This window comes from Dehalobacter sp. DCA (assembly GCF_000305775.1).
GTDB classification, from domain to species: domain Bacteria; phylum Bacillota; class Desulfitobacteriia; order Desulfitobacteriales; family Syntrophobotulaceae; genus Dehalobacter; species Dehalobacter alkaniphilus.
Genome location: NC_018866.1, coordinates 2,377,418 through 2,403,327, shown reverse-complemented (window position 1 = coordinate 2,403,327; position 25,910 = coordinate 2,377,418). Strand labels below are relative to the sequence as shown.

Genomic DNA, 25,910 nt, shown 5'->3' with positions numbered 1-25,910 from the left:
GGGGTTTGTACTGTGCAACGTAGGAAGAAGCAAAGTGACGAAATGTCTTTCTTTAGCCACTTTAAAGAAATGCGCAAAGTGCTTTTATTTTCTGTATATGCGATCGCCATCGGAGCAATAGTGGGATGGGCGTTCAGTGATTATGCATTTCGTTTCCTGGCTATACCAATGTCCGGTCTCAGTGAGGTGCATTTCATTACGACAACACCGATGGAACCATTAATGGTTAAATTAAAAGTGTCACTCATTGCGGGTGTAGTTGTGGCTTTGCCCATCATCATATGGCAGTTATGGAGTTTTATCCTGCCGGCTTTAAAATCTAATGAACGAAAATACCTCTATTTCATCTTTCCTTCATCTCTTCTTCTCTTTTTTGCAGGCGCAGCTTTTGTTATTTTATTTGTACTGCCTATCTGCTTAAAGTTTTTACTTTTAGCAGGGATAGGGGCAATTGATACAACACCATTTGTCACCAAGTCTTCCTATATTAATTTTGTTTTCACTTTGGCACTTAGCTTTGGGTTATTTTTCCAACTACCCATTGTATTGATACTGTTAATTCGAATAGGCGTCGTATCTCCTCAGGCTCTCGCAAAATATAGGAAATGGGCCTTTTTTGTGATTGTGATATTGGCTGTTGTTCTTTCTCCAACTCCCGATCTGATGACCCAGGTTTTGATCATCGGTCCGATGTATCTTCTCTATGAAATCAGTATTTGGGTAGGCTATATTGTAGTAAGAAGAAGAACAAAAATGCTGAAGCGAGAAGAGGAAGAGGTGATTTAAATGGGTTTAACAGAAATTGCATTAATCTTATTTGTCGCCTTGATTCTTTTTGGCCCCGATGATTTGCCTGTAATTGCAAGTACAATTGGAAAATTGGTTAGACAAGGTCGCAAGATGATGAACGAATTGACAAGAGAATTTTCAAATACGATTAGTATGCAGAGTGACACGATAATGGACAGCTTAAAGGATACATCTCCCAAAGAAAAGGTTTCCCAAGAAGAGCCTAAACAAAAAGAAGACACGAATGTGTTACAGAGCAATGATGAAGAAACAGAGAAAAAAGCTGAGGATAATGGGGTCGCTGTAAAACATGATGGGACCAATGAAGTCGACCCTATGTGAAGGACAATTTACAAGGCATGATGCACTTAGAAGATGATCTCTGTCTTGCGCGGGGGTCATCTTTTTATGATTTAGCTCAACTTTTATATAGTGCTTCTGCATGCTGAATCGGCAAGACGATTCATTAGACTGAAAATAACCAATCACCACGGATACATGGAAAACGTCGAGCGCATAGTGGTATAATTGATTTATGGAAAAATGGCAAAACCATCGAAAAATACTTCATATCGATATGGATGCTTTCTATGCCGCGGTAGAACAGAGAGATAATCCAGTCTTACTCGGAAAGCCTGTTATCGTGGGCGGCAAGCCAAACAGCCGGGGTGTTGTTTCTGCTGCTTCTTATGAGGCTCGTAAATTTGGCATTCATTCTGCGATGCCCATGACCGAGGCCTTTAGACGCTGTCCGCAGGCCGTATTTCTCCCTGTCAATATGCAAAAATATCAGGAAGCCTCAGACCGGATACACGAAATATTTTTGTCCTACACGCCGCTCGTCGAGCCCTTGTCCCTTGATGAAGCTTTTTTGGACGTTACGCGATCAACAGCTCTTTTTGGATTTGCCCAAGATATCGCCGTACTGATCAAACAACGTATCCGGCAGGAACTTGGCCTGACGGCTTCAGTGGGTTTGGCCCCCAATAAATTCCTCGCTAAGATTGCTTCCGATCTGCAAAAGCCGAACGGTTTTGTCGTTGTCCCTCCGGATAAAGTACAGGAGTTTCTCGATCCTCTGGAAGTGGAAAGAGTGTGGGGGGTCGGCATCAAAACGGCAGAACAGCTGCATGAACTTCGGGTAAGAACAGTGAAAGATCTGCGTTCTTTGGATGAAAGTGCTCTCTCGAAACGATTTGGGGTCATGGGCAAACGACTTTACGAACTCGCCCGGGGTATTGACAACCGCTCCGTAGAAACCGAAAGAATGACGAAATCCGTTGGCAGGGAGACGACATTTCTATCAGATATTGCTGATGTCGATGTACTTGAAAAAGAACTGCTGGAACTTGCGGTAGATGTCGGAAGACGCATGCGCAAACATTCGCTGAAAGCGAAAACAATCACGCTGAAAGCGCGTTATCCGGATTTCAGAACCCTGTCACGTTCCAGCACACTCCCTCAGGCCACAGATCTGGATGATCGGATCTACCACGAAGCCTGTACGCTCTTGCGCGGGATCTCCATGAATCAGCCGCTTAGACTAATTGGAATTACCTTGAATAACTTAACGGATCAAACTGAGCAACTGACGTTGTTTGATGAACCTCAAAATGATATGGGAAATCTGACAAAAGTGATCGATCAAGTCAACTCAAAATATGGAAAGAACAGTATCACAAGGGCACGATTACTATAACCTTCAATTTATGAATAGGTCTTAAGCCAAAAAAGTTAGCAGGAGGTACGCAATGGAAAGGGTCTTGATCAGAACAAATCGTTTAACCAAAAGGTATGGTTCAGTGCCGGTTGTCAACGATCTAAACCTGGAGGTAAGAAGCGGAGAGATTTTCGGTTTCTTGGGACCGAACGGTGCCGGTAAAACAACAACGATTAAAATGCTTACTGGATTGCTGGATCCCAGCGAGGGAGAGATATCCATCTGTGATTACGATATTCGTAGGCAGCCCACTCAGGCCAAAGCCTTAATGGCTTATGTACCGGACCAGCCAAAATTGTATAACAAACTGTCAGCCCGTGAATTTTTGCACCTTATTTCAGCCCTGTACCGAGTCCCAAAAGGCATTGCCAAAGAGCGGGCTGAGCAGCTCTTAGGAATTTTCGGTCTCATGGAGCGTGCAGATGAGCTATTGGAGGGTTACTCTCATGGTATGAGACAAAAGGTTGTTCTGGCGGGGGCCTTAATTCATCAGCCTAAGGTGATTCTTTTGGATGAGCCGACTGTGGGCCTTGACCCGGCCAGCGCACGCCTCCTCAAAGATATTCTTCAGGAAATGGCCCGGCAGGGTGCTGCGGTATTTGTTTCGACCCATATTCTTGAGATTGCCGAGAGAATGTGCCACCGGGTCGGTATTCTGAAAGATGGCATGCTGATCGCGCAGGGCAGCCCTGAAGAACTCCGACAAAAAGTTGGGCACGGTGGGGAAAGCCTGGAAGATATCTTCCTGGAACTTACCGGAGTCCGTGAGAATGCTGAATTAATCAAAAGCCTGGAGGAGGAATAAACGGTGAAAATGATCATACCGCCGCCTCTGGATACCCCGCCTGCGGAAAAGTCGTTTGTTCAGGATTTTGTCCTGCTGCTAAAAAATCAGCTGCGGGTGACACTTAACACGCTGAAACATCAACGGAAGAGAACTTTCATCGGAATGGGTATCCTGATGATTGTGTTTTTGAGTTTTCTGATTTCCATGGGGGCCATATCCTATGGGATGTTGAAATCGATGCAGCCTGAGACCGTCCAGGGTTTTCTCTCCCTGTTCTTTCTGGTGGGACTGGCCAGCCAGATATTCTTTGGTCTTACGGCAGCTTTTGCAGCGCTGTATATGTCTGAAGATTTGGAACTCCTTTTCATGGCACCGGTTCCTCTGCGGGTCGTTTTTGCCGTGAAAACAGTCTCTGTACTTGTGAGCAATCTTTTAGTTGCGTTCTTGTTTGTTTTTTTGCCGGGGGTGTTCTGCGGTCTGCTTTTTGAGGCCAAAGCATCCTATTATCTTCTTGTTTTTCTGTCAGGCTGCGGTTTATGGCTTAGCGGGACAGCGCTGGCCGAACTGCTGAACCTTTTGGTTATGCGTATTGTTCCGCCTCACAGGAGCAAAGAAGCCGTCGGACTGATGGGAGGGCTGGCAGGTGTCTTGATCGCGTTAGTATTTCAGATTCCGGGAATGATGCTGGGAAGCCAAGGTAACTTGGATATTGGGACCATGCTGGCAGGCAAAGAGCAGCTGATCCACGTCATGAATTTTTTTCCGTGGGGATGGGGTTCACTTGCTTTAACCAGCGGAATAACCGATAGCTTTGCCGCTGGGCTGGGATGGAGCCTTCTGATCCTTATTTTCAGTGCGTTTCTTTTCTTGATTGCCTTGATTCTTTTGGAACGGGGATTCCGGCAGGGCTTCATTTCCATCAGCCAAGGAGATGGCGGAAGACGGCGCAAAAGACGTTCAGTTTCCAGCGTTGATACGACGAACCGCCAACAGGAAAAGATTTTCTTCGGGACTGTTGGCCAGGAGCAGGAAACAGTAGTCTTGCCGGCCTCGACGTGGGCAGGCATGTGGGCCGTGGCCAAAAAAGATCTGCTGACCTTGAAAAGGGATACCAGAGAATGGTTTAGCTATTTGATCCCTCTGATCATTATGGCCTTCTTTGTGGTTCAGTTTCTGTTCAATGCTTCGGCATCGAGTGTATCCAGCTTGGTAATGGTTCTTATCATGTACACGATTATGTTCAGCGGCAATTTGGCCTTGCAGGCGTTTGGCAGGGAAGGGGAGTCTGACTGGCTGCTAAATAGTGTGCCCTTGGCAGGGTGGCCTGTCGTCTGGGGAAAATTAACTGCAGCTGTGCTTCCCACGTTACTATTGATGGAGGCTCTTCTGGTTGGCACTTCATTGGCAGTCGGAGTTTCAACGAGCTTAACGCTTATCCTGGCGCTGGCGGCGATTTTCTTAAGCCTGGGTTCCAGTGCCATCGGGCTGTATTATTCCATCAAGAACTGCCGCTATAATCCGGACAAACCACAAATGCGGATATCGCCAAGTGCTTCGTTAATGATGTATCTGATCAATTTTTGTTTCATCCTTATTTTAGGTTTAAGTCTATGCTATTTATTCCCTCCTGCCGAATTGGTCTCAGCGCTTCGGATGCTTCCATCGGTCACCTTCGAATGGAATGTACAGTCAGGACTACTTAGCGGGTTGTATTTCCTCAGCCGTCCGTTATTTTGGCCCGTTCTGTTCAGGATTTTACTCGGAATTCTGTTGACCAGCGGGCTATGGTTACTCATCTTCTTCGGATTTATGACTGCGACAGTCCGGCAAAGCCGCAAAGGTTTCCGGGTGGAGCTCGTGACGACCAGCAGCAAGAACCGGCTCAGGTAATCAACAAGCATGAAAAGTAAATGGCCCTAATACCTAGTGTTTAAAGTCAGAAACCTGTGCGACAACCTGACAATATTGTTCCATTAATTGCTGATTATCTAATTTGTAGGTATGCAGGCTGAGATCATTTCGGCGAATATAAGCAAAATTGTATTTATCAATCGCATAAATTTTGATGCCGTTTTTGGTACAGTCTGCACCAAATTGTTCGTCCGCAATATTGGCATCAATAAACTGTACTTTTTCAAAAATATTTTTTTTCATAAAAAGGGTACAGCCGATAAGATAGTCAACATAGCTGTTTTCTCTGCCAGGATGCAAAAGCGCCAGGATTCTTTGCTCTTCAAAGAAGACAAAGTGCGTTTTCTTTCCGAAAACACCCGCCTCACTGGAAGGCGCTATTTTCATAAAATCATTCAAGTATTCTGGAGCATAATAATCGTCATGATCAAAATTAGCGATGTAAGGATAATGGGTCTGCCCGACAGCATAATTTAAACACGTTCCTGCCGAGCAGCTTTCAGGCAGCTGAATGATTCTTACATGAGGATGCAATTCCGCCCTCTTGTAAAAATCGGAAAGATTAATACCGGGGCCATTCAGGATGATAATAAGTTCCTTGACAGGGTAGGTTTGTCTGGCATAATTCGCGAAGATATTGTCCAGGTAAAAAGGGAAGTGCGTACAGGTAATAATGGATATTCCATCCGGCTTTGTCATTGGCGGCTCCCTAAATAAATGATTCTATTCGATATTTGTCTGATTGTTCAATTATTCGATTACACGTATTGTTCTATGACTGATACTCTGTCTCTCATTTGTTTTTCAAAGTCAAAGATCTCTCTGAATTTTGCCTGCCCGCACGCCGACATACTGTATAACTTTTCGGGGCTTTGGTAATATTCCATAATACTGTCAGCAATCTTGCCGGCATCGGCGGGGATAATAAAAAGGTCCTTTTTGTGTTCAAAATGTTCGTTCATGTTCAGTTCGTCGGTACAGAAAACAGCAACGTTGTGCAAAGCAGCATCGATGCAGCAGCCTGTAGGGAAGCCGTCAAAGTTCTTACCCGGTATCAGGACAAAAGGAAGATTCGGTGAAACGATCATGTCCATTCCGGAAAAGAATTGCGGGAAAAAGCTTTTATCTCTAAGACCATAAAATACGATCCGGCTGCCCAACTCACTGACATCAATTTCATCCCGGTCAAAATTGCCGACGACATGGAACCTGATATCCTCTGTTATTGAAGCGAGCTTTTTGCACATCTCGATAAATATGGGATACCCCTTATCCATTCCCGTTGGCATATATTTGTGAGCCACAAAGCAGATGTCGAGCGTATTTTTATCTTTTCCGTAGAATCGCTTGGGTACGGTCGAGTGGAAATACTCCGGATACGTAACCATCCCATAAATATAGGCAATCTTGTCCGGCGTAACAAAACCGCGGCTGGTAATATAGTCGTACGTCCTATTCTGAGTAACAATGACTTTTCTCAAAAGAGGGGATTGCAGGACTTTGATCAGCCTGGCATCAATTTCGTCATCATTGATCCAAAATCCCCCTCCGGGATAGAGTTCAAATATAAACGGCGTGTTAAACATTTCATAGACAAAATGAAAAGCAGCGGCGTTACTTAAAAATACCATATAATACAGCGCGTAAGACTGGCCGGTCCAGTCAAACTGGGTAAACGGCTTTACTTTATCCTTATACTGCGGATATACGGCAGCATATTCATGATGATGCATGTCATATCTGGTCGCGTACACTTCACAGTTCGGATACTTCTCCAAATAGTAATTAAATTCAGATATCCTAAAACCCGTCGTCAGATTAGGAAAATAGTCATCGAGAATTGCTATTTTTTTTTGATTGATTGTATTCATTAATTTTTGTCCTTTCATTCTTCTTAACATTATTTTTAGCAATGCTTTTTTAATTTCTATTTCTCTAGAGTAACGTTGATTTCATTAGCTCCAGACCAAGTCTCTGTAATGGATAAATTAATCTACTAGTTGGCATTACTTACATAGAAGTTGAAATTCTCCAGGGCCCAATCCATATGGTAAAGGTGATTCTTGTAGGATTCCGAATCATGAATTGATGCGCAGTATACTGTTCGTTTACCTTCACGAATTTCTTTGAAGCATTCAAGGTATTTCCACCCGTGGGTCAAGACAAAGGATTCATTCTTATGCTTGGTATTTCTAAGGTCAAAGCAAGTAAGATTTATTCTATTGCAGATGCACCATCGGCTGCCCTCACAGGTTGCACAAGGTACAGTCTGGAGCATATCGATTGGGATGTCGATTGCATATCCTGCTTTAAACGGCGTATATTTATTAATTCTGAGCGACAGTTCGGCATCCCCGTAGCCGTTTTCCTCGGACCAATAGCCGATAAGGTTAATAAGTTCCGGTCTTAGGATCTGGCATTGCCCGGGTACAAAATCAAGGACATTGCCGACCTCAGTATGCATTAACTGCAGGTAGCTGACACCGCTTCTCTCTTGAACGGAAACCTCCGGATAATAGGATGGATACGGGTGGGCCTTGGACAACCCCAGCAGCCCTACCTCCGGGAAAGTTCTAAATATTTTCATAAACCGGCTTATCCAATCCGGGACATAAAAATACACATCACTTTCGAGGACAATAAAATACTGGTCTGGTTTTCTGCGGGCCAGATTGTAATTAAGCGCGTAAATGGGACCATAATTTACGGGCAGTCTTGTTTTAGATTTGATGCGGCTGTCATTAAGACTTTGAATATAATCCCATGTTCCGTCCTGCGAATTGCTGTCAATGATATGGAGTTCAAAATCATCTGTGGTATTGAAAAGGGAGTTTAAATTTCTGGAATTTAATCCCAGTCTGTGAAATGTCGAATAGGTGATAAAAGGTGGTGTCATAAATTTATTCTACCTCCAATTTTTTCCAATAACATCATATGTTGTTCTGTGGACAAGAGGTTACAAAAATGTCCTCAATTTTATGTTGCTATAAAAAGCTTGGTATTCGATTCCGGCACCAAGAGAATACAGTATTCATGAAAGGGCGTCGTTTTATCTTCAGCGATTCCCGTGATATAATGCTATTTGGAGAACTCTATTCCATTGATTTTACTCTTCAGATCATTTTACTTAGTTACGGCAAACAGGCTGATGATCAGCCTATCGAAATAAGAATAATGGAGGGATCCGCGTGCAGCAGAATGTGTATATTATCCTGGCCAATGGCCAGGTTTTTAAAGGGAAGCCTTTCGGGGCAGCAGGAGAGGCAGTCGGTGAGATTGTCTTTACTACTGCAATGACCGGATATCTAGAAACCCTGACTGACCCGAGCTATTACGGGCAGATTGTGGTTCAGACGTTCCCTTTGATCGGAAATTATGGGATTATTCCGGACGATTTTGAAAATGATTCCCCGAAATTGAAAGCCTATGTTGTCCGGGAGTGGTGTCAAGTTCCTTCCAACTTTCGCTGTGAGGGTGAGCTTGACGCTTTTTTAAGAGCACAGAATATTGTCGGGGTTTATGGGGTTGACACCCGGGAACTCACCAAGATCATCCGCGAGGTCGGCGTAATGAACGCCAAAATCACCGCAACCCTGGACAATCTTGAAAAAGATCTGGCAGAGATTAATCAGTATAAAATTACGGATGCTGTCCAGAAAGTATCGGCCAGGAAAACTATCCCTGTAGGAGACGTAGTCGCAGGGCGGAAAACAGATAAAGCTAAGGACACAACAGTTGCCGGAGATACAACGGGTACCAAAGAAGTTTCAGGCAAATATCGGGTAGTCTTATGGGATTTTGGTGCAAAGGAGAATATCCGCCGCGAGCTCATCAAACGCGGCTGTGAAGTCATTACGGTGTCTGCGGAGGCAATAGCTGAAAGTATCCTTAATCTGAAGCCGGATGGGATCATGCTTTCCAACGGGCCGGGCGATCCGGCCGACAATCCGGTGATTATCGAAGAACTGGCGAAGCTATCGGCATCCGGCCTACCGATCTTTGGGATCTGCCTCGGCCACCAGCTGTTGGCCCTGGCGCAGGGTGCCAAAACTTCCAAACTGAAATACGGACACCGGGGTGCCAATCAGCCCGTGAAGGACCTGAAGACTGGCCGAGTCTATATTACAAGCCAAAACCATGGCTATGCAGTCGTCGCTGACAGTCTTCCAACCCATGCCTGCATGCGTTTTCAGAATGCCAATGACGGGACTTGCGAAGGAATTGAGTATCTGAATATGCCTGCTTTTTCGGCGCAGTTTCATCCGGAAGCTTCGGCAGGACCCTTGGATACCAGCTATTTATTTGATCAATTTATTGATTTGATGAGGAAGGACTGCTCAACATGCCGTTAAATAAAACAATAAAAAAAGTACTGGTCATTGGCTCAGGTCCGATCGTCATCGGGCAGGCTGCTGAATTTGATTACGCGGGGACCCAGGCGTGCAGGGCCTTGAAAGAAGAGGGGCTGGAAGTCGTTCTGATCAACTCCAATCCAGCTACGATCATGACGGATAACGCAATGGCCGATCAAATTTACATCGAGCCGTTAACGTTGGAGACCATCAAAAGAGTCATCATCAAGGAAAGACCGGACAGCATTTTATCTACGTTAGGAGGTCAGACCGGCCTGACACTTTCCATGCAGCTTGCCAAAGAAGGATTTCTAGAAAAGCAAGGTGTCAAGCTGTTAGGCGCAAATCCGGTAACTATCGATAAAGCTGAAGACCGGCAGATGTTTAAGGATACCATGGCAGCGATCAGCGAGCCTGTCATCCCTTCTCTGGTCGTGACGGATGTCCCTGCTGCCCTCGCCTTTGCGGAGGAGATCTCCTATCCGGTCATTGTCCGTCCGGCCTTTACGCTGGGAGGAACAGGCGGGGGGATTGCCTATAATGAAACCGTGCTGCAGGAAATTGCGGCCAACGGTCTGAGGCTTTCACCGATTACCCAGGTCCTAATTGAAAAATGTATTTCCGGGTGGAAAGAGATTGAGTTTGAAGTGATGCGGGACCGGGTGGGGAATGTTATTACCGTCTGCAGTATGGAGAATTTCGATCCGGTCGGGGTTCATACCGGGGATAGCATCGTTATCGCGCCGGCCGTTACGCTTTCGGACAAAGAATATCAAATGCTGCGCTCGGCTGCCTTGAATATCATTACGGCCCTGGAAGTGGAAGGCGGCTGTAACTGCCAGTTTGCGCTGCATCCGGACAGCTTTGACTATGCCGTCATTGAGGTGAATCCGAGGGTATCCCGTTCCTCGGCTCTGGCCTCCAAGGCGACCGGATATCCGATTGCTAAAGTCGCCGCGAAAATTGCGGTCGGCTATACGCTCGATGAGATTAAAAACGCCGTTACTGGGAAGACCTATGCCTGTTTTGAACCGGCACTGGATTATGTCGTGGTGAAACTGCCCAAGTGGCCGTTTGATAAATTTGTTTACGCGAAACGCACACTGGGCACGCAGATGAAAGCAACCGGCGAAGTGATGGCCATCGGTGTGAACTTTGAGCAGGCCATTATGAAAGCGGTCAGGGGAGCGGAGATTTCCCTGGACAGCTTAAACCTGCCCAAACTCAAGAAACTGACGGATGCCGAGATTGAACAGCTGATTGCGGTGTGCAACGATGAACGGCTTTTTGTGATATTTGAAGCGTTGCAGAGGGGCATTTCTTGCGAATTGATTCATGAGATCACCAAGATCGACCTCTGGTTCTTATACAAACTGGCTCACCTTACAGCTTTGGAGAAAGAGCTGGCCGTCGGACCTCTAACGCAGGAGCTGTACGAAGAGGCCAAGAAACTTGGGTATCCTGATAAAGTGATTGAACGGCTTTCGGGCTGCAGGATTGAACAGGGGATCGCGCAGGGGATCTATCAGAAACGCTGGGCTTCTTACAAAATGGTCGATACCTGCGCAGCTGAATTTGAGGCAGAGACTCCGTATTTTTACTCGACGTATGATGAAGCCAATGAGGCTGAGCAGTTTATTAAAGCCAGGAACAGCAGCAAGAAGACAATTATTGTCTTTGGATCCGGACCGATTCGAATCGGTCAGGGGATCGAGTTTGACTATGCTTCCGTACATTGTGTCTGGGCGCTGAAAAAAGCAGGCTATGAGGTCGTGATTGTCAACAATAACCCGGAGACCGTCTCGACCGATTTTGACACGGCTGACCGCCTGTATTTTGAACCGCTGACCAATGAGGACGTTCTGAATGTGATTCATACGGAGCAGCCCTATGGCGTCGTCGTGGCTTTTGGCGGACAGACGGCCATTAAGCTGACGAAGTTCTTGGAAGCCCAGGGGGTACGGATTCTGGGCACACCGGCCGACAGCATTGATGCGGCCGAAGACAGGGAACGGTTTGACGCTTTGTTGGAACGACTCTCCATTAAACGGCCTCAGGGACATACCGTGATGAACACCGATGAAGCGCTGCAGGCGGCGAATAAGCTCGGCTATCCGGTACTGATGCGGCCTTCCTATGTTCTGGGTGGCCAGAATATGATTATTGCGTTTAGTGACCAGGATATCTGTGAATACATGGACATTATCCTGACTTACAACATCGAAAATCCCGTTCTGATCGATAAATACCTGTCAGGTATTGAAATCGAGGTCGATGCGATCTGTGACGGTGAAGAGATTCTGATCCCCGGGATCATGGAGCATATTGAGCGGGCAGGTATCCATTCCGGTGATTCGATTGCAGTCTATCCCGCCTGGAACTTAAGCGGAGAACTGACGGAACGGGTCATTGACTATTCCAGAAAATTGGCCCTGGCCTTAAACACCCAGGGGCTGGTCAATATTCAGTATGTCGTTCATGCCGGAGAAATCTACGTGATTGAAGTGAACCCGCGTTCCTCAAGGACGATCCCGTATATCAGCAAAGTGACCGGCGTGCCGATGGTTGACCTCGCGACCCGGGCGATGCTTGGCGAAAAACTGACCGATATGGGCTATGGCACAGGGCTGTATAAAACCCCACCTTATGTCGCGGTCAAGGTTCCGGTATTTTCGTTTGAAAAACTGATCGACGTCGATGTGCAGCTGGGCCCGGAGATGAAGTCGACGGGCGAGGTGCTGGGTATCGGCAAATCGCTGGCCGAGGCGCTTTATAAGGGACTTGTGGCTGCCGGGTATAAGATGGTGAAGCAGGGTGGCGTTTTAATTACGGTTCGCAACGGCGATAAGCCGGAGATGGTTGATATCGCCAGGAAATACAGCGAGCTGGGCTTTAAACTCTATGCGACCGGCGGAACGGCCAAAGTGCTGGAGCAAGCGGGGCTGCAGGTAATTTCGGTCAAGAAGATTCATGAATCAGAGCATGACAATATCCAAACGCTGCTGGAAAGCGGCAAGATCCATTACATTATTTCGACTTCTGCTAAAGGCAGGCTGCCAGGCCTGGACAGTGTCAAAATCCGCCGCAAGGCAGTTGAGACAGCAATTCCGTGCCTGACCTCGCTGGATACCGCCAATGCGTTAGCCAACAGTCTGAAGAGCCGGTATTCCCAGAACAACACGGAGCTTGTGGACATCAACCATATGCGCAGCGAACGGCGGCAGCTTACCTTTACAAAAATGCAGTCCTGCGGCAACGATTATATCTATTTCAACTGCTTCGATCAACAAATCGTCAGCCCAGAATCCCTGAGTGTTTATTTATCCGATAGGCACTATGGTATCGGCGGGGATGGGATTGTGCTGATCTGTCCGTCCGACAAAGCTGATGCGAGGATGCAGATGTTCAATCTAGATGGCAGCGAGAGCAAAATGAGCGGCAATGCACTGACATGCATTGGGAAATATCTGTACGACAACGAGATCATCGTTAAGGATCGGATTTCGATTGAAACCTTGAGCGGGACTAAAAAACTGAAACTCTATATCCAAAACGGGAAAGTCGATTCGGTCTGCGTGGATATGGGGCCGGCGGAGCTGGAACCTCAGAAGATTCCGGTTAAATTGCCGGGAGAGGTTATCGTGAACCAGTCGGTTACAATTGCTGGTCGCGATTACCGCATCACCTGTGTGTCCATGGGGAATCCGCATAGTGTGATTTTTGTGGAGAACCAGGAAAGCATTCAGATGGATACTGAAGGACCGGCCTTCGAATATTCTCCGTTATTTCCGGAAAGAGTCAATGTGGAATTTGTTACGATGATCGATCAAAACACCTTGAAAATGCGGGTCTGGGAACGCGGCAACGGCGAAACACTTGCGGCCGGTACCAGCGCCTGCGCGGCTGTCGTTGCTGCAGTACTGAACGGTTTCTGCCAAAAAGACCAGCATATTCTGGTGAAGCTAAAAGGCGGCGACCTAGTCGTTAAATATACAGATGAGACAGTCTATATGACAGGAAAACCGGAAAAGGTATTCGAAGGAAGCGTAGAGATTTAATCTGCGAAATAATATAATTTATTCCCCCATCATCCCGGTTTGGACGATCTTAGCATCGACCACGATTTCTACTTCCGCTGTACGAAAAACTTTCCGCCAGTCCGGTCCTAGCGTCTGCCATGCTGAGAGGTTAGTACGATGGAGTTTTTCTGTAAAACCAAGAAAATCTGAATTGTATTCCTTGGCCTTATCAACTGCCTGCGTGGAAAGATCCCGCAGCCTGTCTTCGATAATATTTTCAAGTGCTCTAATATCTTCTGAATTCAGTCTAAGTCCTGAATTTTCAGCAATCCCACCCATAACTTTAATTTGTACGCGGTAAAATATTTTATCACCAGTTACTACCGGCAGAATTTTACTTTTTGCAGTACTAATGTAATATGAGAATAATTTATTATCTTTTATATACGTTAACGGAATATACCCATTTATATTTTGTGTTATTAATAAATATCCTGTGGTTTCGTCTTTATTCAGCCAACCTATGAGTCTACCCCCTTGGAAAACAGCTAATCCCTTCATCAGATTTTGCTGGTTCAATCCGGGCACTTCCGAAGGAATGACATTGACGAGTGTTGCTACCGGATCCCTGTCGGGACTTTTTAACCAATCCGCAAAATCAGTCAAAGTTACACCGTAGGAATAACCGGTAGCTAACGCTTTGTTCATACCCAATTCCTTCAATTCTTTTGAGAGCAGCTTATCGACTGCTGGTCCCGCTTGCAATACCTCAAGAGCTTTTCCCTCTGTTACGATTATTAATGTTCTTGGACGGTTTCCCCAATACCGTATTGCGGCCTCTGTGAATTCGCACATTTTTTCCTTGGCGGTCTTCTCACCAATGATAAAAGCACTAATATGTCCGTAAAACGGTGTACGAGATGAATGGGCAGAAAATGCTGAAATAGTCTCATCTATAGTCCTTCCGGTACCTACCAATAGTGTTTCCTGATTACCTTTTCCGCTTGATTGCTCTCCCACTTTATCCTGGCCGAGTGGATTTAAGATTGTTGCAGATATTGTCCACATGTCGCTGCCATTTTCATTCGTATAGTCCAATCCCATTAGTGTGACAACGGCAAGGCTTTCAACTTCCTTACTGCTCCAACAGCCGGTGCTTATAACAGACTGTAAGATAATCAATATGAATAGGCCTAAAATACGGTAATTTTTTTTCATTGCCTAACTCTCCTATGCTTTTTTCTGATTACGGCTACTAACAAAAGAATCAAAGGCAACACAAGTTCGAAAATAAATCCTAAATACGGCCAGTACAATTCAAGAAAATGACGGAATTCTGCTGTATTACGAAATAGAAAAGTTGCCGCGGGGATATAGACAAGCGCCATTGGATAAACAACTGGGTTATAACTTTTGAGACCAAGGGTTTTGGCTGTTGCAAAACATACCAGATAATATAGAACTGCAATTTTAATGATGATTCCAACCATCCAAAGGAGCGCAATGATGCCCTCTACACGTTGCAGGTAACTGCTAAATTCAATAGATTTGCTGAGGAACCAAAAAGGAAATAACAGCTCCCCAGAAAGGTTCGGCCCAAATATCATCAAGGTGAACATCATACCTGCCGAGAGAAAAATTGCCGCTGCTAATAAGGCAAAAGCTCCTTTGCGCTTCACTTCCTCGGGCTTGTTGACCATGGAAAGCAGAACAGCCAATATAATAACCTCACCATACACGATGATGGAGGGGACAGATCCCCAAATCACAGGTTCAATCCCACCCTCCAGAAAAGGTAGTAGTCTTCCTAATTTCACGACGGGTAATACAGATACAAATAGAATAAGTAAAGAAATCACGAATAGAGGAAAGACAAATTGAGCTGCACGGGCAATTACCTCAATTCCTCTAGATGCCGCATAAGCCCCGATGAGGACAAGAATGACATTAAAAACCATTGCCGGGGTTTGCGGCATAAAGCAGACTGTCAGGAATTTGGAAAACTCACATACGGATAGAATATTAACCAAAAGAAAAAATAATATATAGGCTCCGCCTACAACCTTGCCTAAGGCTTTGCCCAGGATGATTTCTGCATATTCAGGCAAAGTATTGTTTGGAAACCTTTTACCCAATTTCCAAACAATCCATAAGCAAAAAAAACCGGGGAGTGAGGCTAAACCGACCGCGATCCAGGCGGATTGTTTCGCCTTTTCGGCTGTCAGCCCGGGCACCAACAGGAGAGCTGAAATCATGATGATTATGTACAGCAGGACAGCAATCTGCGTACTTGAAAGCTTTTCCGTATTTATGACGTTTGCCCTCCCTTATCCGGTTTTTGCGGACCTTGATCAGGGTCCTGCCTGACCGGCTCATTGCTGACGGACATCCATGGCCGCCTGAGCATAGCCCACCAGGGCGCACGCACCATGGTGTCCTTTAAGTCACCCAGGCTTAGGGGAGCAATAGGTGACAAGTAGGGGATACCGAAAGACCGTAAGCTACAGAGATGAAATAGAATAACCATCAAACCGGAGATGATTCCCACTCCGCCGAGAAAACCTGCAAGAATAATCAAAACAAACCGCAAAATTCTCAGCGCAGTACCTGCAGCATAATTCGGAATTGTGAATGAAGCGATGGCTGTAGTCGCCACAACAATGACCGAGATTGGTGAGACCAGGCCAGCGTTTACTGCCGCCTGCCCAATGACCAAACCACCGACAGTGCTGATGGCTTGACCAATCGTCTTGGGCAGGCGTACTCCGGCTTCGCGCAAGAGTTCAAAGGCGAATTCAATCATCAAAATTTCTAAGACGATTGGCAGAGGTAAACCTTGCCGAGCACCAGCGACAGTATTTATTAACGCTGTTGGCAGCAACTCCTGGTGAAATGAGAAGGCTGCCACAGTTAAGGCCGGCAGCAATAACGCAATGTTCAAGGCAATAAATCGCAAAAGCCGGACTGAAGTGGCGAACACCGCGTTATTGTAATAATCCTCGGCAGCCTGGAGCAGAGAAATAAACGTTACAGGAACAATCAGGGGCATTGGTGAGTTATCCACTAAGATAACAACCCGTCCTTCCAATAAGGAAGCCGCTGCTTTGTCCGGACGCTCGGTATACTGCACAAGGGGGAATAAAGAGAACGCCTCATCCATAATTAATTCTTCAATCTGGTTGCCACTGAGTACACTATCAATATTAATCCGGCCAATCCGCTGCTTCACCTCTTGCACAACTTTATCATTGGCGATCCCTTTGATGTAACATACTGCCAGTTTAGTCTTTGTCAACAGCCCTGTCTCGAAGATTTCCGCTTTGAGACGGCTGGTTTTTATCCGGCGTCGGATTAAACTCATGTTTGTGTCGAGAGCTTCCACAAATCCGTCTTTCGGTCCCCTCACCCCAGGCTCGCTGTCAGGCTCGTTGATTGCCCTACTTTCTACACCCCGTACACCGGCAATAATCGCAGTAGCCGATCCGTCCAGAAGCAGGACGGTATTGCCTTCTAAAACTTTCTTGACTAGTTCAATTAAATCTGTAGTCGTGCTGGTTTCGTCCAAATTGATTAAACGTTCCTGAATGACTTGCTGTGCATTGGCCTTGGACAGATGCACGGATGATGGTAAATTAGCCGTCTCCTGCATGATACTCTTCAATAAGTGATCATTTACCATTTCATGGTTGGTTAATCCGGTTACATAAACAATAAAAGCCCGTAGAGGCATATCGGCATTAATGAAAAATTCGCGGAAGAGAATATCAAAACACTGGTCGAAAACTTGCCGTAAAGTCTGTAAATTATCATCATAGTCTGCAGAGAGGGGCCGCTTTTCTCCCGGTTGTCGGGAAGTTATCTTACCAGAGTCTCTTTTGCCGCTAAAGCCTAGAGCGCTCTTCAACAGTTTTTTAAACATACCGCTCCCAAATATCTTTCAGTCACCCCTAAGTTATAATTAATATTTTTACTAGAATTTCCTTTTCAAATATTTTTATACCGTACCACTTAGATTTTAACTGAATATTGTAGGAATGTAAGGAAGAAGCAGCGAAGAGAATGATCAAGGAGCATATTTTAGACGCTGTGATCGAGATGGAAAAAATCCGGGCGACAGAAGAAATTGCGTATCTCGAGGAACGGATAAAAAAAGACCAGGAAAGGGGAATATCGTCTGAACTTTTTACTGACATCCATGTTGTAGAGCCCCAGTATTTACGCAGGAAAGCAATGAGTTTTTCTCACCCCATATTTAAGGGAATAAACCCATGGAAATGAGGCTTAAACAGCAAGAAGTTCTTAATATCTCATCATAATTATACAATTGTATTGTTATCATGCAAACTAAGGTACAATAAAGCACTTGGCTTCCAACTGGGAGTTGACAAATATATCGTCAAGCCTTTTGACCCCCGAGAGATTGTCTTTAGGGTTTTTTGCAGCATGGGGCTGTATCACAACTTAGTCCCAAACTAAAGACGTCAATCAGAACTGTCTTTTCTTTCTTAGGTGATGCAGCCTTGCACAGATCCACCGTTCCCTCGTTCTCGCAGCTAAAAACAGAAATCTCCCGCTAACATGCCAAAACCCCGCTGTTTCTGTATGCTAACCGTTGGCATGTTTTAATGCTGCGGTTTTCTGGTTTCTTTACGCTGCCGCCACTAACGTCCGCTTGTGAATCTGTGCAAGTCTGGTTTTCTCTGAGGGTCATCACAGCCCCTGTTTAAAAATTCGGTTGTTTTAAGATTAATTACACTAGTGTAGTCAAATCTTAAAAACGAAAATTTTTAATCATATCCTCAGACACGGCCTTAATGACATCCTTCCATAGATTGACCGGTTCCTTCTTAAGCTCCGCCTGCACTGTCTCAGCTAACCGAATTTGGCTGTCGCCGCAGCGTTCTTTAACTTGCCGGACTGCTTGAGTGACCTGATCAGCATAGTGATTTTGTTCCAAGATTTCCGCTGCAAGCTTTTGGCCGAGTTTATCCTGAAGGCTATGGTCCAGGCTCTCCAGCATGGTACTTTCGGGCGGTATCACTTTGCCTTTATCGTAAAGCCTGATTTTCCCTTCCAGCCAGGCAAGAAACTGCGGCGTACTCATGGCGTTCAGTTCCACTCTGTAGTTCTGCAGCCAGCTCTCCCACTCGGGATCAATATAGCTGGCTACGCCCTTCCTGCGGCCTGTTTTTCCTGCCTTTTCGATTTCCAGCCCCATGCTGATGGCTTCTTTCGGGTCCAGCCCCAGATTGATGATCTTCACTTTTCTGCCGGGCCTGGCTTTGGTTTCATTTTGCAGGGTATCATAGATCGTCGTGCCATATGCGTCCGCGTCATGAATGCAGAAAAAAGCTATCTCTTCCTCCGAATTCTCCCCGAGCGTATCCAGCAAATCCTTGACCGCCCGGCTGGCATAACCTTTGCTGGTGAGTAAAGCCATATCATATTTCTCCGGGATTTTCTTTTCTTTGAGCACATTGAAGAAGCCTTCTTTTTCAATATACAGGATTTTATTGAACGTCCAGACGGGCTTCTGATAGTTTTCCACCGCAATCGTGCCGATAGGAATATCCTGGCCTGAGTGGGGATGATACAACGTCCCCCGCTCATCCCGGTACATCAGCGGAATGTCACCGTGCTGTGCTTCATAACTGCTGATCAATTCCGTGCAGAAATAAGCGTAATCCGGTTCTTTGCCGCTTTCCTTGATCACATACGGCCGGACGGCATAATAAAGCTGACGCAGGCTGAAACGGTATTCGCCGTTGCCGCTGGCTTTAGCAATGGCTTGTTCCAAGCATGCCGTAACGACTTCTTTCTGAGATTTCTTTCGCTCCACCACATCGCCCGGCAGGGATTTTTGGGCTCTGCTGACCGCCTTTTGAATGCTTTCTGCGATGGTGTCGCTGATGATCGAGAGATCCGGTTCTTTCCCATCTGTCACAATCGGGATATAGGGCGTTATGATATTGATCAGAATAACGGCAGGTTTGGCTTTTACACATAGGATTAAACCGCAGCCGAAAATACTGAGCAAATTTTTGTTGTAGTCGATATTGACATTGCCGGTCACAGGGGATTTATTGAGTAGTACCGTTATATGGGGCGTATCGGAGGGGATCGCGTACACTTCAAGGACAAACGCTATTTCCGCGTCGTGTTTCCCTTTGACGGTCCTGGCCTTAAAGGTGCCGGCTGATTTACAATAGCAGCTGTACCCATCCAGCTTGCCGATCCGCCCCAGCCTCTCGGGACTCACATTTTTTACCGCTGCTCGGAGCTCAGCCAAAAGCGCTTCCGTCTCGTCAAACTCCAAGGCTGCGGCGGACATCTTGGTATATTCTGCGGCTATCTTCCCGGCTTTCCCACCGGTACAACCGTCGAACTGCGTGATGAGTTCCCGAACCGATCCGCTATAGGACTGAAACAATTCAAAAAAGTTTTCACTGGTATACCAATAGGGCGAGGTCTTTCCCCGGTAGGTTTCACCTTGGGCATATTCCATTGCCAGACTGGCCCAGCTTGAATTAATAGGCATTCCGCCCAAAGTAAATCTGATCTTTGTCCCGGCGTCGTGATAATCGCTTAAGCTCTCCGGGAAGGCTGTACCGTCATTTTGAAAATGGATTTTATAATTTTGGCCTCGGGTTGAAACATAGAGTTCGCCGCCCGACGCCACTACCGCCCCGGCTACCACGCGCAGACCGTTACCCAATGCCCCTCGGGTTGGCAGTCTTAAATACTTGGAGGACCGTAGCGGCCTGTTGATGGAAAACAATTCCGGATCCAGGCCGCTGCCGTGATCCTTAACATAGAAAAAATCGCCCTCATAACCGATTTCACAATCGCCGCCCAGATCCAGCGCATTATCCGTGAGTTCCTTGCAAACCAGCATGGATAATTTACTTCTCGGCACCCCCGCTTTTTGGGGCAAGGTTTCCATATTTCTGAATAATTTCCAGTCTTCCCGTTCAAAAAACATGTTCTGCATTCATTCCTCCTGAAACAAAAAAATATTCCAAACATTTGCTGGAATATGATATGTTCAGGTTTGGAAAATGGACAAAACACAACCACCCCTAAAGGAGTATTCTATCGATTTATTTTACTTTTGCCGCCGGCGCACCTGTAAAAAGGGGCCGAGAGATTGGCCAAGAAATCGGATGAAGAGAGACCGGGTCCAAGAATGCAGAAATATGAACAGCAAGAGCTTATACTGGAAGAAAGAAATAGTTACTTCAAGACGGATCATGATGCCACCTTTATGCGTATGAAGAAAGACCATATGAAAAATGGCCAGTTAAAGAGAAACTTAATATCCAAAATTACATCTTATAACAGAGACAGGGGGCGCAACGAAACTTAAACTAAAGTTTCGTTACGCCCCCATACTTATTTTCTTGAAGAAATCTTAGGATTTCTTCGCCGGCTTCTTCTGTACTGCTAATGTCGGTTTTGATAGCAAACCCTTTCTCAGCCAGCCGATAAACAACTTGCAAGTACTCCGGCAATTCCAGTTGATATCGACTAAGAATTTCAGGTTTCATCAGCAGGTCTTTAACGTCTCCAAAAAAGATCATGGACCCGCTGTCCAGGATAGCAATCTTATCTGTGATAGTCATGATTTCTTTGAGGTTGTGAGAAATCATGACCGTTGTTTCTTTTTTTTCTTGACGTTGTTTAAATATATCAGAAAGCAGTCTCCGGCCGGCAGCATCCAAACCTGCCATGGGTTCATCGAGGATGAGTATTTCCGGCTGGATGGCCAGTATCCCGGCAATGGCAATTCTTCTTCGCATGCCGCCGCTCAGTGTGACCGGGGCCAATTGGTTGATATTCTCCTGGTTTATACCAACTTGCTGTAGGGCATCATGGACTCTTTCTGCTACTTCCGTTTCAGGCAGGCCTAAATTCCTTGGTCCATAGGCCACTTCATCAAAGACTGTAATTTGAAAAATCTGCTGTTCGGGATATTGAAAAACCAGCCCTGCTTTTTTCCAAAGATCCTTACTTCGTTTAGGATCTGAAGTTGGAATTCCGCATACAGTCATTTGACCGGACGTAGGCCGGAGCAATCCGTTGAAATGTTGGGCGAGTGTCGATTTACCGGAGCCGTTGGGTCCCAGTATGCCAAGGAATTCTCCTTTTGCCAGAGAAATACTAATGTCTTTGAGAGCTTGATGTTCATAAACTGAACCGGGTAAGTACGTATAAGAAAGATGATTCGTTTCTACAACTGCAGGCATAGATAATCCACCAACTCCCGGACTGATTTGACGTTTTCGGGAACAGGATATCCGTTTGATCCCAATTGGTTGATCAATTGGTAAACCGCGGGGGTATCCAGTCCCAGTTCTGCCAATTTGGCGTTGGCATAGACTTCCCTTGGGGTCCCCTGTAAAAAGATTGATCCGTGATCCAGAACAATTAGCCTGTCTGCCTGGACCAAATCCTCTGGATTATGGCTGATGATCAGGATGGTCATGTCTTCCTGCTTATTTAAGACCCGCAGCTGTTCAAGCAGTTCCTTCCTGCCTGCCGGATCCAGCATCGAAGTCGGCTCATCAAGAACGAGGTATTCAGGCAGCATCGCCAAGGCCGAAGCCAGAGCCACCCTTTGTTTTTGTCCGCCTGAAAGCAGATGCGGTGCATGATGCCTTTTGTCTTCGAGGCCGCACACCTGAAGTGCCCAATTGATCCGGCGATTGATCTCTGGAACTGGCAGTCCTAAATTTTCAGGGCCAAAAGCAATTTCTTCCTCAATAACAGGACTGATTAATTGATTATCGGGGTTTTGAAAAACCATACCGACGAGTCTGCGGATTTCAGGCAGTTGTTCAATGTTTGCCGTATCAAGCCCATTGATAAAGACCTTTCCATCCGTTGGTTTAAGCAGGCCATTTAATAGTTTGGCCAGGGTAGATTTTCCCGAACCATTCATCCCAAGCAAACCGACATATTCGCCCTTCCTGATCGACAAGGAGATATCTTTCAGCGCAGGTGTTTTCCCTTGAGAGTAATCTATATAATGCTTTGTGACCTTGACGAATTCGATACCTTGAGCAGTCATACTTTCGGCTCCTGACTTATAGAAGAATGCTAATCGTAATACCTGTACCTAAAACGGCGGTCATTTGGATTAAAAACAGGATATCCCGACGTTTCATTTGTAAACGGTTTAACCTTAACTGATTGGGATGGGAAGTAAAGCACCTGCTGTCCATCGCTTCACCCAAGTCAGCGGCCCGAACCAGGGACGCTTCAAATAAGGGAATCAGAATGGCAGTATAGCTCTTTATCCGGACAACAATATTTGATGAATCAAATTGGGCTCCCCTTGATTTTTGAGCATTTTTTATGATGGCCGCTTCTTCAAATAAAGTAGGAAGAAAACGAAAAGAAATGCTGAGGATGGTTGTATAATTATGAATAGGAATATGTAATTTCCTTAATGGTAGCAGCAAGTATTCGATTCCTGCGGACAATTTGAGGGATGATGTTGTCATCAGTAAAATCATAGAGCCTAAAAATAAAATAACCAGCCGCGATATATTGATCAGCCCTAAGATCAGACCTTCTCTGGTCATACTAAGCTTTCCAACCATCAAAACAGTTTCGCCCGGCGTGAGAAATCCCTGGAAGACCAGCGTAAAAAGAAGCAGATATCTTAATTTCAATAAACTGCTCAGAATTAATTGATAGCTTAATCCGGAAGAAATAATGGCAGCAGCCATTAATAGAATCAAGAAAAGCAGAAAATACAAATTATCGGTAATTATGACGGAAAAAATGACCAATAAGCAGCTCAATATTTTCGTTCGGGGATCCAATAAATGGAGCAGGGAATTCCCATAGACGTATTGGCCTAATTTCATACCGATCATTGAAAAGGCTCCTTTGACAATTTCTGTTTCGTATGAATAATAGTACTTATATGGGTTTAATGCAAATAAAATAAATCTATTTGATTAAAATAAGACTTCGATTAAAACAAGACATCAAATAAAAATTGCATGATCTGAAGGGGAATGCATAATTCGGAGGAAGATCCAGTTATGGAACATGTCAAAAATGTGATATCAACAAAGAAACTGGCTGTTATTGCCATTCTCGTGGCGCAAGCCTCCGTTCTTCATTATCTTGAGAGTATGTTCCCTAGTCCGCTGCCTATACCGGGAGTGAAGCTGGGTTTGGCCAATATTATTACCTTGGTGGCTTTGGTTGTCTTTGACTTTAAGACGGCCCTGCAGATTACCGTACTGCGGACAATTCTCGGCTCTCTGCTCAGTGGGACCTTATTCGGCATGGGTTTTTTTATGAGCTTTTTAGGCGCTGTTGCAGCTGCGATCGTCATGGCAGTGCTGTTACATCTATTTACAGGTCTGAGTATGGTTGGTATCAGTGTAGCAGGGGCTGTAGCCCATAATCTCGGGCAATTGGCCATGGCAGCCTTGGTTCTAAGGTTTTCAGGGATCTTTTTTTACTTGCCGGTTATGCTACTGTTTTCAGTGCCTACCGGAATCATAACCGGAATTATGATTAACGAACTGGTGAAATATATCAAGGCAACAAACCGGTTTAATAACCTGCTTGACGATATGTAAAATCTGCTAATTAATTAGACATACTACAACTTTTCAATTTGTTTTTCAATCATTTTGACAAGCATTTCTTATTCATGTAATATGGATAACGATTGTCAGACTAAAAAGGAGGTGCGATTATGTTTGAAGTTACTGAAATCGCGGCCAAGAGAATTATAGACATCATGGTGACTCAGAATATGGATAATTCTTACTTACGGCTCTATGTAGCCGGCATTGGCTGAAGGGGGCCGAATTACGGCATGACTCTGGATGAGTCAAAGACCCCTGACGATATATTTGATGAACAGCATGGACTAAAAATTGTTGCAGACAAGCAATTTACAGAAGTTCTTGAGGGTGTTGTGATCAATTATATTGACACCCCCGATGGGGACCAATTTGAAATTAAATCACCCTTAAAAGGTGAGTGCGGATCGGACTGCAGTTCCGGAAGCTGTGAATCATAAAGCTCAAAAAAGAGATTGAATCAATCAAATTGCATCAATCTCTTTTTTGATTCCTTTAATCCAAATTCAACGAAAAAATATTAAATAGGGAAACAGGCTTATCTGATTTAACAGGAAGCCTTTTTTTATTCCCTAAAATTGTATGTAAGCCAATCCAAATATATATTTAGCCATACGAAGAATATATCAAAATATTTAAAATATTATGTCAAAAATTGTAGACATTCGACAAATTATGCAGTATATTAGGTGTAAAAGATGGTAAGTAAACACTTACTTTCCAAGGGAGGAGTTTATTACCATATGAATTTACTAATACATCGGAAAGAAAGCATCATCTTAACGACAATTGATTTGATCGATAAATACGGAATCCACCAAATTTCGACACGCGAGATTGCCAAAAAGCAGAATATCACCGAGGGAGCCATCTATAAGCATTTTAAAAGCAAAAATGAACTGATGCTCGGCGTCCTGGATTATTTCTCGCAGTATGACAGCGACCTGTTCCTTACGGCCCAGCAGAAAGAAACCACGGAAGAAGCGATTATTTTTCTTGTCGAATCACTTTCTTCGTATTACGAAAATTATCCGTCAATCACCGCAGTACTTCTATCTTTGGAAATTATGCGCTATGACGAAGCGTTAAAATCAAAAGTCGAAGACATTTATTCAACGCGATTTGTCTTTTTAAAGAAAATTATTCAGAGAGGCCAGGAGACAGGGGAAATACCTCCGAAACTATCGAGCGAGATGCTGACTGATATCATTATCGGAACCTGCGTAGCGCTTTGCGCGAGGTGGAGACTACAGCAGTATTCTTTCTCTTTGCGGGGAAAATGCCTGGAGGCAGTTAACACGATCCTGGGTTCTTTCATTCAAGACAAGATTAATCCTCAAAGGAGGGAGTCCATTGATTAGAGTACTGATTGTAGATGATGCGGCATTTATGCGGCTGGCGATCAGAAATATGCTTCAGAACAACGGTTTTGAGGTCGTCGGTGAGGCTGCGAACGGGTTGGAAGGCCTGGAAAGCTATAAACAATTGCAACCTGATGTCGTTACCATGGATATTACGATGCCTGAAATGTCCGGTTTGGAAGCATTACCTGAAATCATGAAATTTGATCCGAAAGCCAAGGTCGTGATGGTTTCCGCGATGGGACAGGAAAGTATGGTAAGGCAGGCTGTTGCGCTTGGTGCAAAGTCCTTTATTATCAAACCGTTCAAAGAGGATGTCGTAGTCAAAACCTTAAATCAGGTGAATGCATTAAAATAG

23 protein-coding genes are annotated in these 25,910 nt (G+C 45.2%); 13 read left to right on the top strand and 10 right to left on the bottom strand.

Annotated features, from left to right (window positions below; genetic code table 11):
* Positions 1-12 precede the first annotated feature (12 nt).
* The 5 genes from tatC to DHBDCA_RS11535 all read left to right on the top strand — a co-directional run bounded on the left by tatC (position 13) and on the right by DHBDCA_RS11535 (position 5,186).
* Complete coding sequence (tatC, locus tag DHBDCA_RS11555; protein WP_021315525.1) at positions 13-786, top strand: twin-arginine translocase subunit TatC; 774 nt, start codon at positions 13-15, stop codon at positions 784-786.
* Entirely contained in the window at positions 787-1,131 is a 345-nt protein-coding gene (locus DHBDCA_RS11550; RefSeq protein WP_015044391.1) for a Sec-independent protein translocase subunit TatA/TatB, read from the top strand.
* Between the two features lie 193 nt (positions 1,132-1,324).
* Positions 1,325-2,488: a DNA polymerase IV gene (gene dinB, locus DHBDCA_RS11545; RefSeq protein ID WP_015044390.1), complete on the top strand. Its 1,164-nt coding sequence runs from the start codon at positions 1,325-1,327 to the stop codon at positions 2,486-2,488.
* A 52-nt stretch (positions 2,489-2,540) separates the two neighbouring features.
* Positions 2,541-3,314: an ABC transporter ATP-binding protein gene (locus DHBDCA_RS11540; RefSeq protein ID WP_015044389.1), complete on the top strand. Its 774-nt coding sequence runs from the start codon at positions 2,541-2,543 to the stop codon at positions 3,312-3,314.
* A gap of 3 nt (positions 3,315-3,317) precedes the next feature.
* Positions 3,318-5,186, top strand: a complete 1,869-nt coding sequence (locus tag DHBDCA_RS11535; protein ID WP_015044388.1) for a putative ABC transporter permease subunit — start codon at positions 3,318-3,320, stop codon at positions 5,184-5,186.
* Positions 5,187-5,219: 33 nt separating this feature from the next.
* On the opposite strand, the gene DHBDCA_RS11530 is transcribed toward DHBDCA_RS11535, so the two are convergent.
* The 3 genes from DHBDCA_RS11530 to DHBDCA_RS11520 all read right to left on the bottom strand — a co-directional run bounded on the left by DHBDCA_RS11530 (position 5,220) and on the right by DHBDCA_RS11520 (position 8,103).
* On the bottom strand, positions 5,220-5,906 hold the full coding sequence (locus DHBDCA_RS11530) for a glycosyltransferase (protein ID WP_015044387.1): 687 nt from the start codon (positions 5,904-5,906) through the stop codon (positions 5,220-5,222).
* 59 nt (positions 5,907-5,965) lie between these two features.
* Entirely contained in the window at positions 5,966-7,078 is a 1,113-nt protein-coding gene (locus DHBDCA_RS11525; RefSeq protein WP_242824901.1) for a glycosyltransferase, read from the bottom strand.
* A 125-nt stretch (positions 7,079-7,203) separates the two neighbouring features.
* A complete protein-coding gene (locus DHBDCA_RS11520; RefSeq protein ID WP_015044385.1) occupies positions 7,204-8,103 on the bottom strand; it encodes a glycosyltransferase family A protein in 900 nt (299 codons plus the stop codon).
* Positions 8,104-8,395: 292 nt separating this feature from the next.
* On the opposite strand from DHBDCA_RS11520, the gene DHBDCA_RS11515 reads away from it, so the two are divergent.
* Both DHBDCA_RS11515 and carB read left to right on the top strand, forming a co-directional pair.
* Positions 8,396-9,559 carry a carbamoyl phosphate synthase small subunit gene (locus DHBDCA_RS11515; RefSeq protein ID WP_015044384.1) on the top strand — a complete coding sequence of 388 codons (1,164 nt, stop codon included), beginning with the start codon at positions 8,396-8,398 and terminating at the stop codon, positions 9,557-9,559.
* The gene (gene carB / locus DHBDCA_RS11510; protein ID WP_015044383.1) at positions 9,550-13,617 is read left to right on the top strand and encodes a carbamoyl-phosphate synthase large subunit; all 4,068 of its coding nucleotides are present in this window, start codon (positions 9,550-9,552) and stop codon (positions 13,615-13,617) included. The genes DHBDCA_RS11515 and carB overlap by 10 nt, the downstream gene beginning before the upstream one ends.
* An 18-nt stretch (positions 13,618-13,635) precedes the next feature.
* Here the strand turns inward: carB and DHBDCA_RS11505 are convergent, their stop codons facing one another.
* Genes DHBDCA_RS11505 through DHBDCA_RS11495 form a run of 3 tightly spaced genes read right to left on the bottom strand, consistent with a single transcriptional unit; the run spans position 13,636 to position 17,497 of the window.
* The gene (locus DHBDCA_RS11505) at positions 13,636-14,796 is read right to left on the bottom strand and encodes a Ger(x)C family spore germination protein (RefSeq protein ID WP_015044382.1); all 1,161 of its coding nucleotides are present in this window, start codon (positions 14,794-14,796) and stop codon (positions 13,636-13,638) included.
* Positions 14,793-15,890, bottom strand: coding sequence for a GerAB/ArcD/ProY family transporter (locus DHBDCA_RS11500; protein ID WP_081580535.1), 1,098 nt, complete (start codon positions 15,888-15,890; stop codon positions 14,793-14,795). Before DHBDCA_RS11500 ends, DHBDCA_RS11505 begins: the two co-directional genes overlap by 4 nt.
* Positions 15,887-17,497, bottom strand: a complete 1,611-nt coding sequence (locus tag DHBDCA_RS11495) for a spore germination protein (RefSeq protein ID WP_015044380.1) — start codon at positions 17,495-17,497, stop codon at positions 15,887-15,889. Before DHBDCA_RS11495 ends, DHBDCA_RS11500 begins: the two co-directional genes overlap by 4 nt.
* A gap of 140 nt (positions 17,498-17,637) precedes the next feature.
* Between DHBDCA_RS11495 and DHBDCA_RS11490 the strand changes: the two genes are divergently transcribed.
* A complete protein-coding gene (locus tag DHBDCA_RS11490) occupies positions 17,638-17,856 on the top strand; it encodes a hypothetical protein (protein ID WP_015044379.1) in 219 nt (72 codons plus the stop codon).
* A 493-nt stretch (positions 17,857-18,349) separates the two neighbouring features.
* Here DHBDCA_RS11490 and DHBDCA_RS11485 read toward each other — a convergent pair whose 3' ends face one another.
* Entirely contained in the window at positions 18,350-20,569 is a 2,220-nt protein-coding gene (locus DHBDCA_RS11485; RefSeq protein WP_015044377.1) for a hypothetical protein, read from the bottom strand.
* A 156-nt stretch (positions 20,570-20,725) separates the two neighbouring features.
* Between DHBDCA_RS11485 and DHBDCA_RS11480 the strand changes: the two genes are divergently transcribed.
* Complete coding sequence (locus DHBDCA_RS11480) at positions 20,726-20,944, top strand: hypothetical protein (protein ID WP_015044376.1); 219 nt, start codon at positions 20,726-20,728, stop codon at positions 20,942-20,944.
* A gap of 1 nt (position 20,945) precedes the next feature.
* On the opposite strand, the gene DHBDCA_RS11475 is transcribed toward DHBDCA_RS11480, so the two are convergent.
* Genes DHBDCA_RS11475 through DHBDCA_RS11465 form a run of 3 tightly spaced genes read right to left on the bottom strand, consistent with a single transcriptional unit; the run spans position 20,946 to position 23,462 of the window.
* On the bottom strand, positions 20,946-21,824 hold the full coding sequence (locus DHBDCA_RS11475) for an ATP-binding cassette domain-containing protein (RefSeq protein WP_015044375.1): 879 nt from the start codon (positions 21,822-21,824) through the stop codon (positions 20,946-20,948).
* Positions 21,809-22,648: an energy-coupling factor transporter ATPase gene (locus DHBDCA_RS11470; protein ID WP_015044374.1), complete on the bottom strand. Its 840-nt coding sequence runs from the start codon at positions 22,646-22,648 to the stop codon at positions 21,809-21,811. Before DHBDCA_RS11470 ends, DHBDCA_RS11475 begins: the two co-directional genes overlap by 16 nt.
* Before the next feature lie 16 nt (positions 22,649-22,664).
* Positions 22,665-23,462 carry an energy-coupling factor transporter transmembrane component T family protein gene (locus DHBDCA_RS11465; RefSeq protein WP_015044373.1) on the bottom strand — a complete coding sequence of 266 codons (798 nt, stop codon included), beginning with the start codon at positions 23,460-23,462 and terminating at the stop codon, positions 22,665-22,667.
* A 171-nt stretch (positions 23,463-23,633) separates the two neighbouring features.
* Here DHBDCA_RS11465 and DHBDCA_RS11460 point away from each other — a divergent pair, with 171 nt between their 5' ends.
* The 4 genes from DHBDCA_RS11460 (at position 23,634) to DHBDCA_RS11440 (ending at position 25,910) form a co-directional block, all read left to right on the top strand.
* On the top strand, positions 23,634-24,182 hold the full coding sequence (locus DHBDCA_RS11460; protein WP_015044372.1) for a Gx transporter family protein: 549 nt from the start codon (positions 23,634-23,636) through the stop codon (positions 24,180-24,182).
* Between the two features lie 242 nt (positions 24,183-24,424).
* Positions 24,425-24,631 (top strand): hypothetical protein, encoded by a 207-nt coding sequence (locus DHBDCA_RS11450; protein WP_015044371.1) that lies wholly within the window; start codon positions 24,425-24,427, stop codon positions 24,629-24,631.
* Between the two features lie 303 nt (positions 24,632-24,934).
* Positions 24,935-25,552, top strand: coding sequence for a TetR/AcrR family transcriptional regulator (locus tag DHBDCA_RS11445; RefSeq protein WP_015044370.1), 618 nt, complete (start codon positions 24,935-24,937; stop codon positions 25,550-25,552).
* Complete coding sequence (locus DHBDCA_RS11440; protein ID WP_015044369.1) at positions 25,545-25,910, top strand: response regulator; 366 nt, start codon at positions 25,545-25,547, stop codon at positions 25,908-25,910. The genes DHBDCA_RS11445 and DHBDCA_RS11440 overlap by 8 nt, the downstream gene beginning before the upstream one ends.

Excerpts from the sequence above, each read along its gene's own strand:
- dinB (WP_015044390.1), top strand. The coding sequence starts at position 1,325 with ATGGAAAAATGGCAAAACCATCGAAAAATACTTCATATCGATATGGAT.
- DHBDCA_RS11550 (WP_015044391.1), top strand. The coding sequence starts at position 787 with ATGGGTTTAACAGAAATTGCATTAATCTTATTTGTCGCCTTGATTCTT.
- DHBDCA_RS11465 (WP_015044373.1), bottom strand. The coding sequence starts at position 23,462 with ATGATCGGTATGAAATTAGGCCAATACGTCTATGGGAATTCCCTGCTC.
- DHBDCA_RS11470 (WP_015044374.1), bottom strand. The coding sequence starts at position 22,648 with ATGACTGCTCAAGGTATCGAATTCGTCAAGGTCACAAAGCATTATATA.
- DHBDCA_RS11445 (WP_015044370.1), top strand. The coding sequence starts at position 24,935 with ATGAATTTACTAATACATCGGAAAGAAAGCATCATCTTAACGACAATT.
- DHBDCA_RS11540 (WP_015044389.1), top strand. The coding sequence starts at position 2,541 with ATGGAAAGGGTCTTGATCAGAACAAATCGTTTAACCAAAAGGTATGGT.
- DHBDCA_RS11505 (WP_015044382.1), bottom strand. The coding sequence starts at position 14,796 with ATGAAAAAAAATTACCGTATTTTAGGCCTATTCATATTGATTATCTTA.
- DHBDCA_RS11450 (WP_015044371.1), top strand. The coding sequence starts at position 24,425 with ATGACTCTGGATGAGTCAAAGACCCCTGACGATATATTTGATGAACAG.
- DHBDCA_RS11490 (WP_015044379.1), top strand. The coding sequence starts at position 17,638 with ATGATCAAGGAGCATATTTTAGACGCTGTGATCGAGATGGAAAAAATC.
- DHBDCA_RS11475 (WP_015044375.1), bottom strand. The coding sequence starts at position 21,824 with ATGCCTGCAGTTGTAGAAACGAATCATCTTTCTTATACGTACTTACCC.
- DHBDCA_RS11460 (WP_015044372.1), top strand. The coding sequence starts at position 23,634 with ATGGAACATGTCAAAAATGTGATATCAACAAAGAAACTGGCTGTTATT.
- DHBDCA_RS11485 (WP_015044377.1), bottom strand. The coding sequence starts at position 20,569 with ATGCAGAACATGTTTTTTGAACGGGAAGACTGGAAATTATTCAGAAAT.
- carB (WP_015044383.1), top strand. The coding sequence starts at position 9,550 with ATGCCGTTAAATAAAACAATAAAAAAAGTACTGGTCATTGGCTCAGGT.
- DHBDCA_RS11520 (WP_015044385.1), bottom strand. The coding sequence starts at position 8,103 with ATGACACCACCTTTTATCACCTATTCGACATTTCACAGACTGGGATTA.
- DHBDCA_RS11525 (WP_242824901.1), bottom strand. The coding sequence starts at position 7,078 with ATGAATACAATCAATCAAAAAAAAATAGCAATTCTCGATGACTATTTT.
- DHBDCA_RS11495 (WP_015044380.1), bottom strand. The coding sequence starts at position 17,497 with ATGTTTAAAAAACTGTTGAAGAGCGCTCTAGGCTTTAGCGGCAAAAGA.
- DHBDCA_RS11530 (WP_015044387.1), bottom strand. The coding sequence starts at position 5,906 with ATGACAAAGCCGGATGGAATATCCATTATTACCTGTACGCACTTCCCT.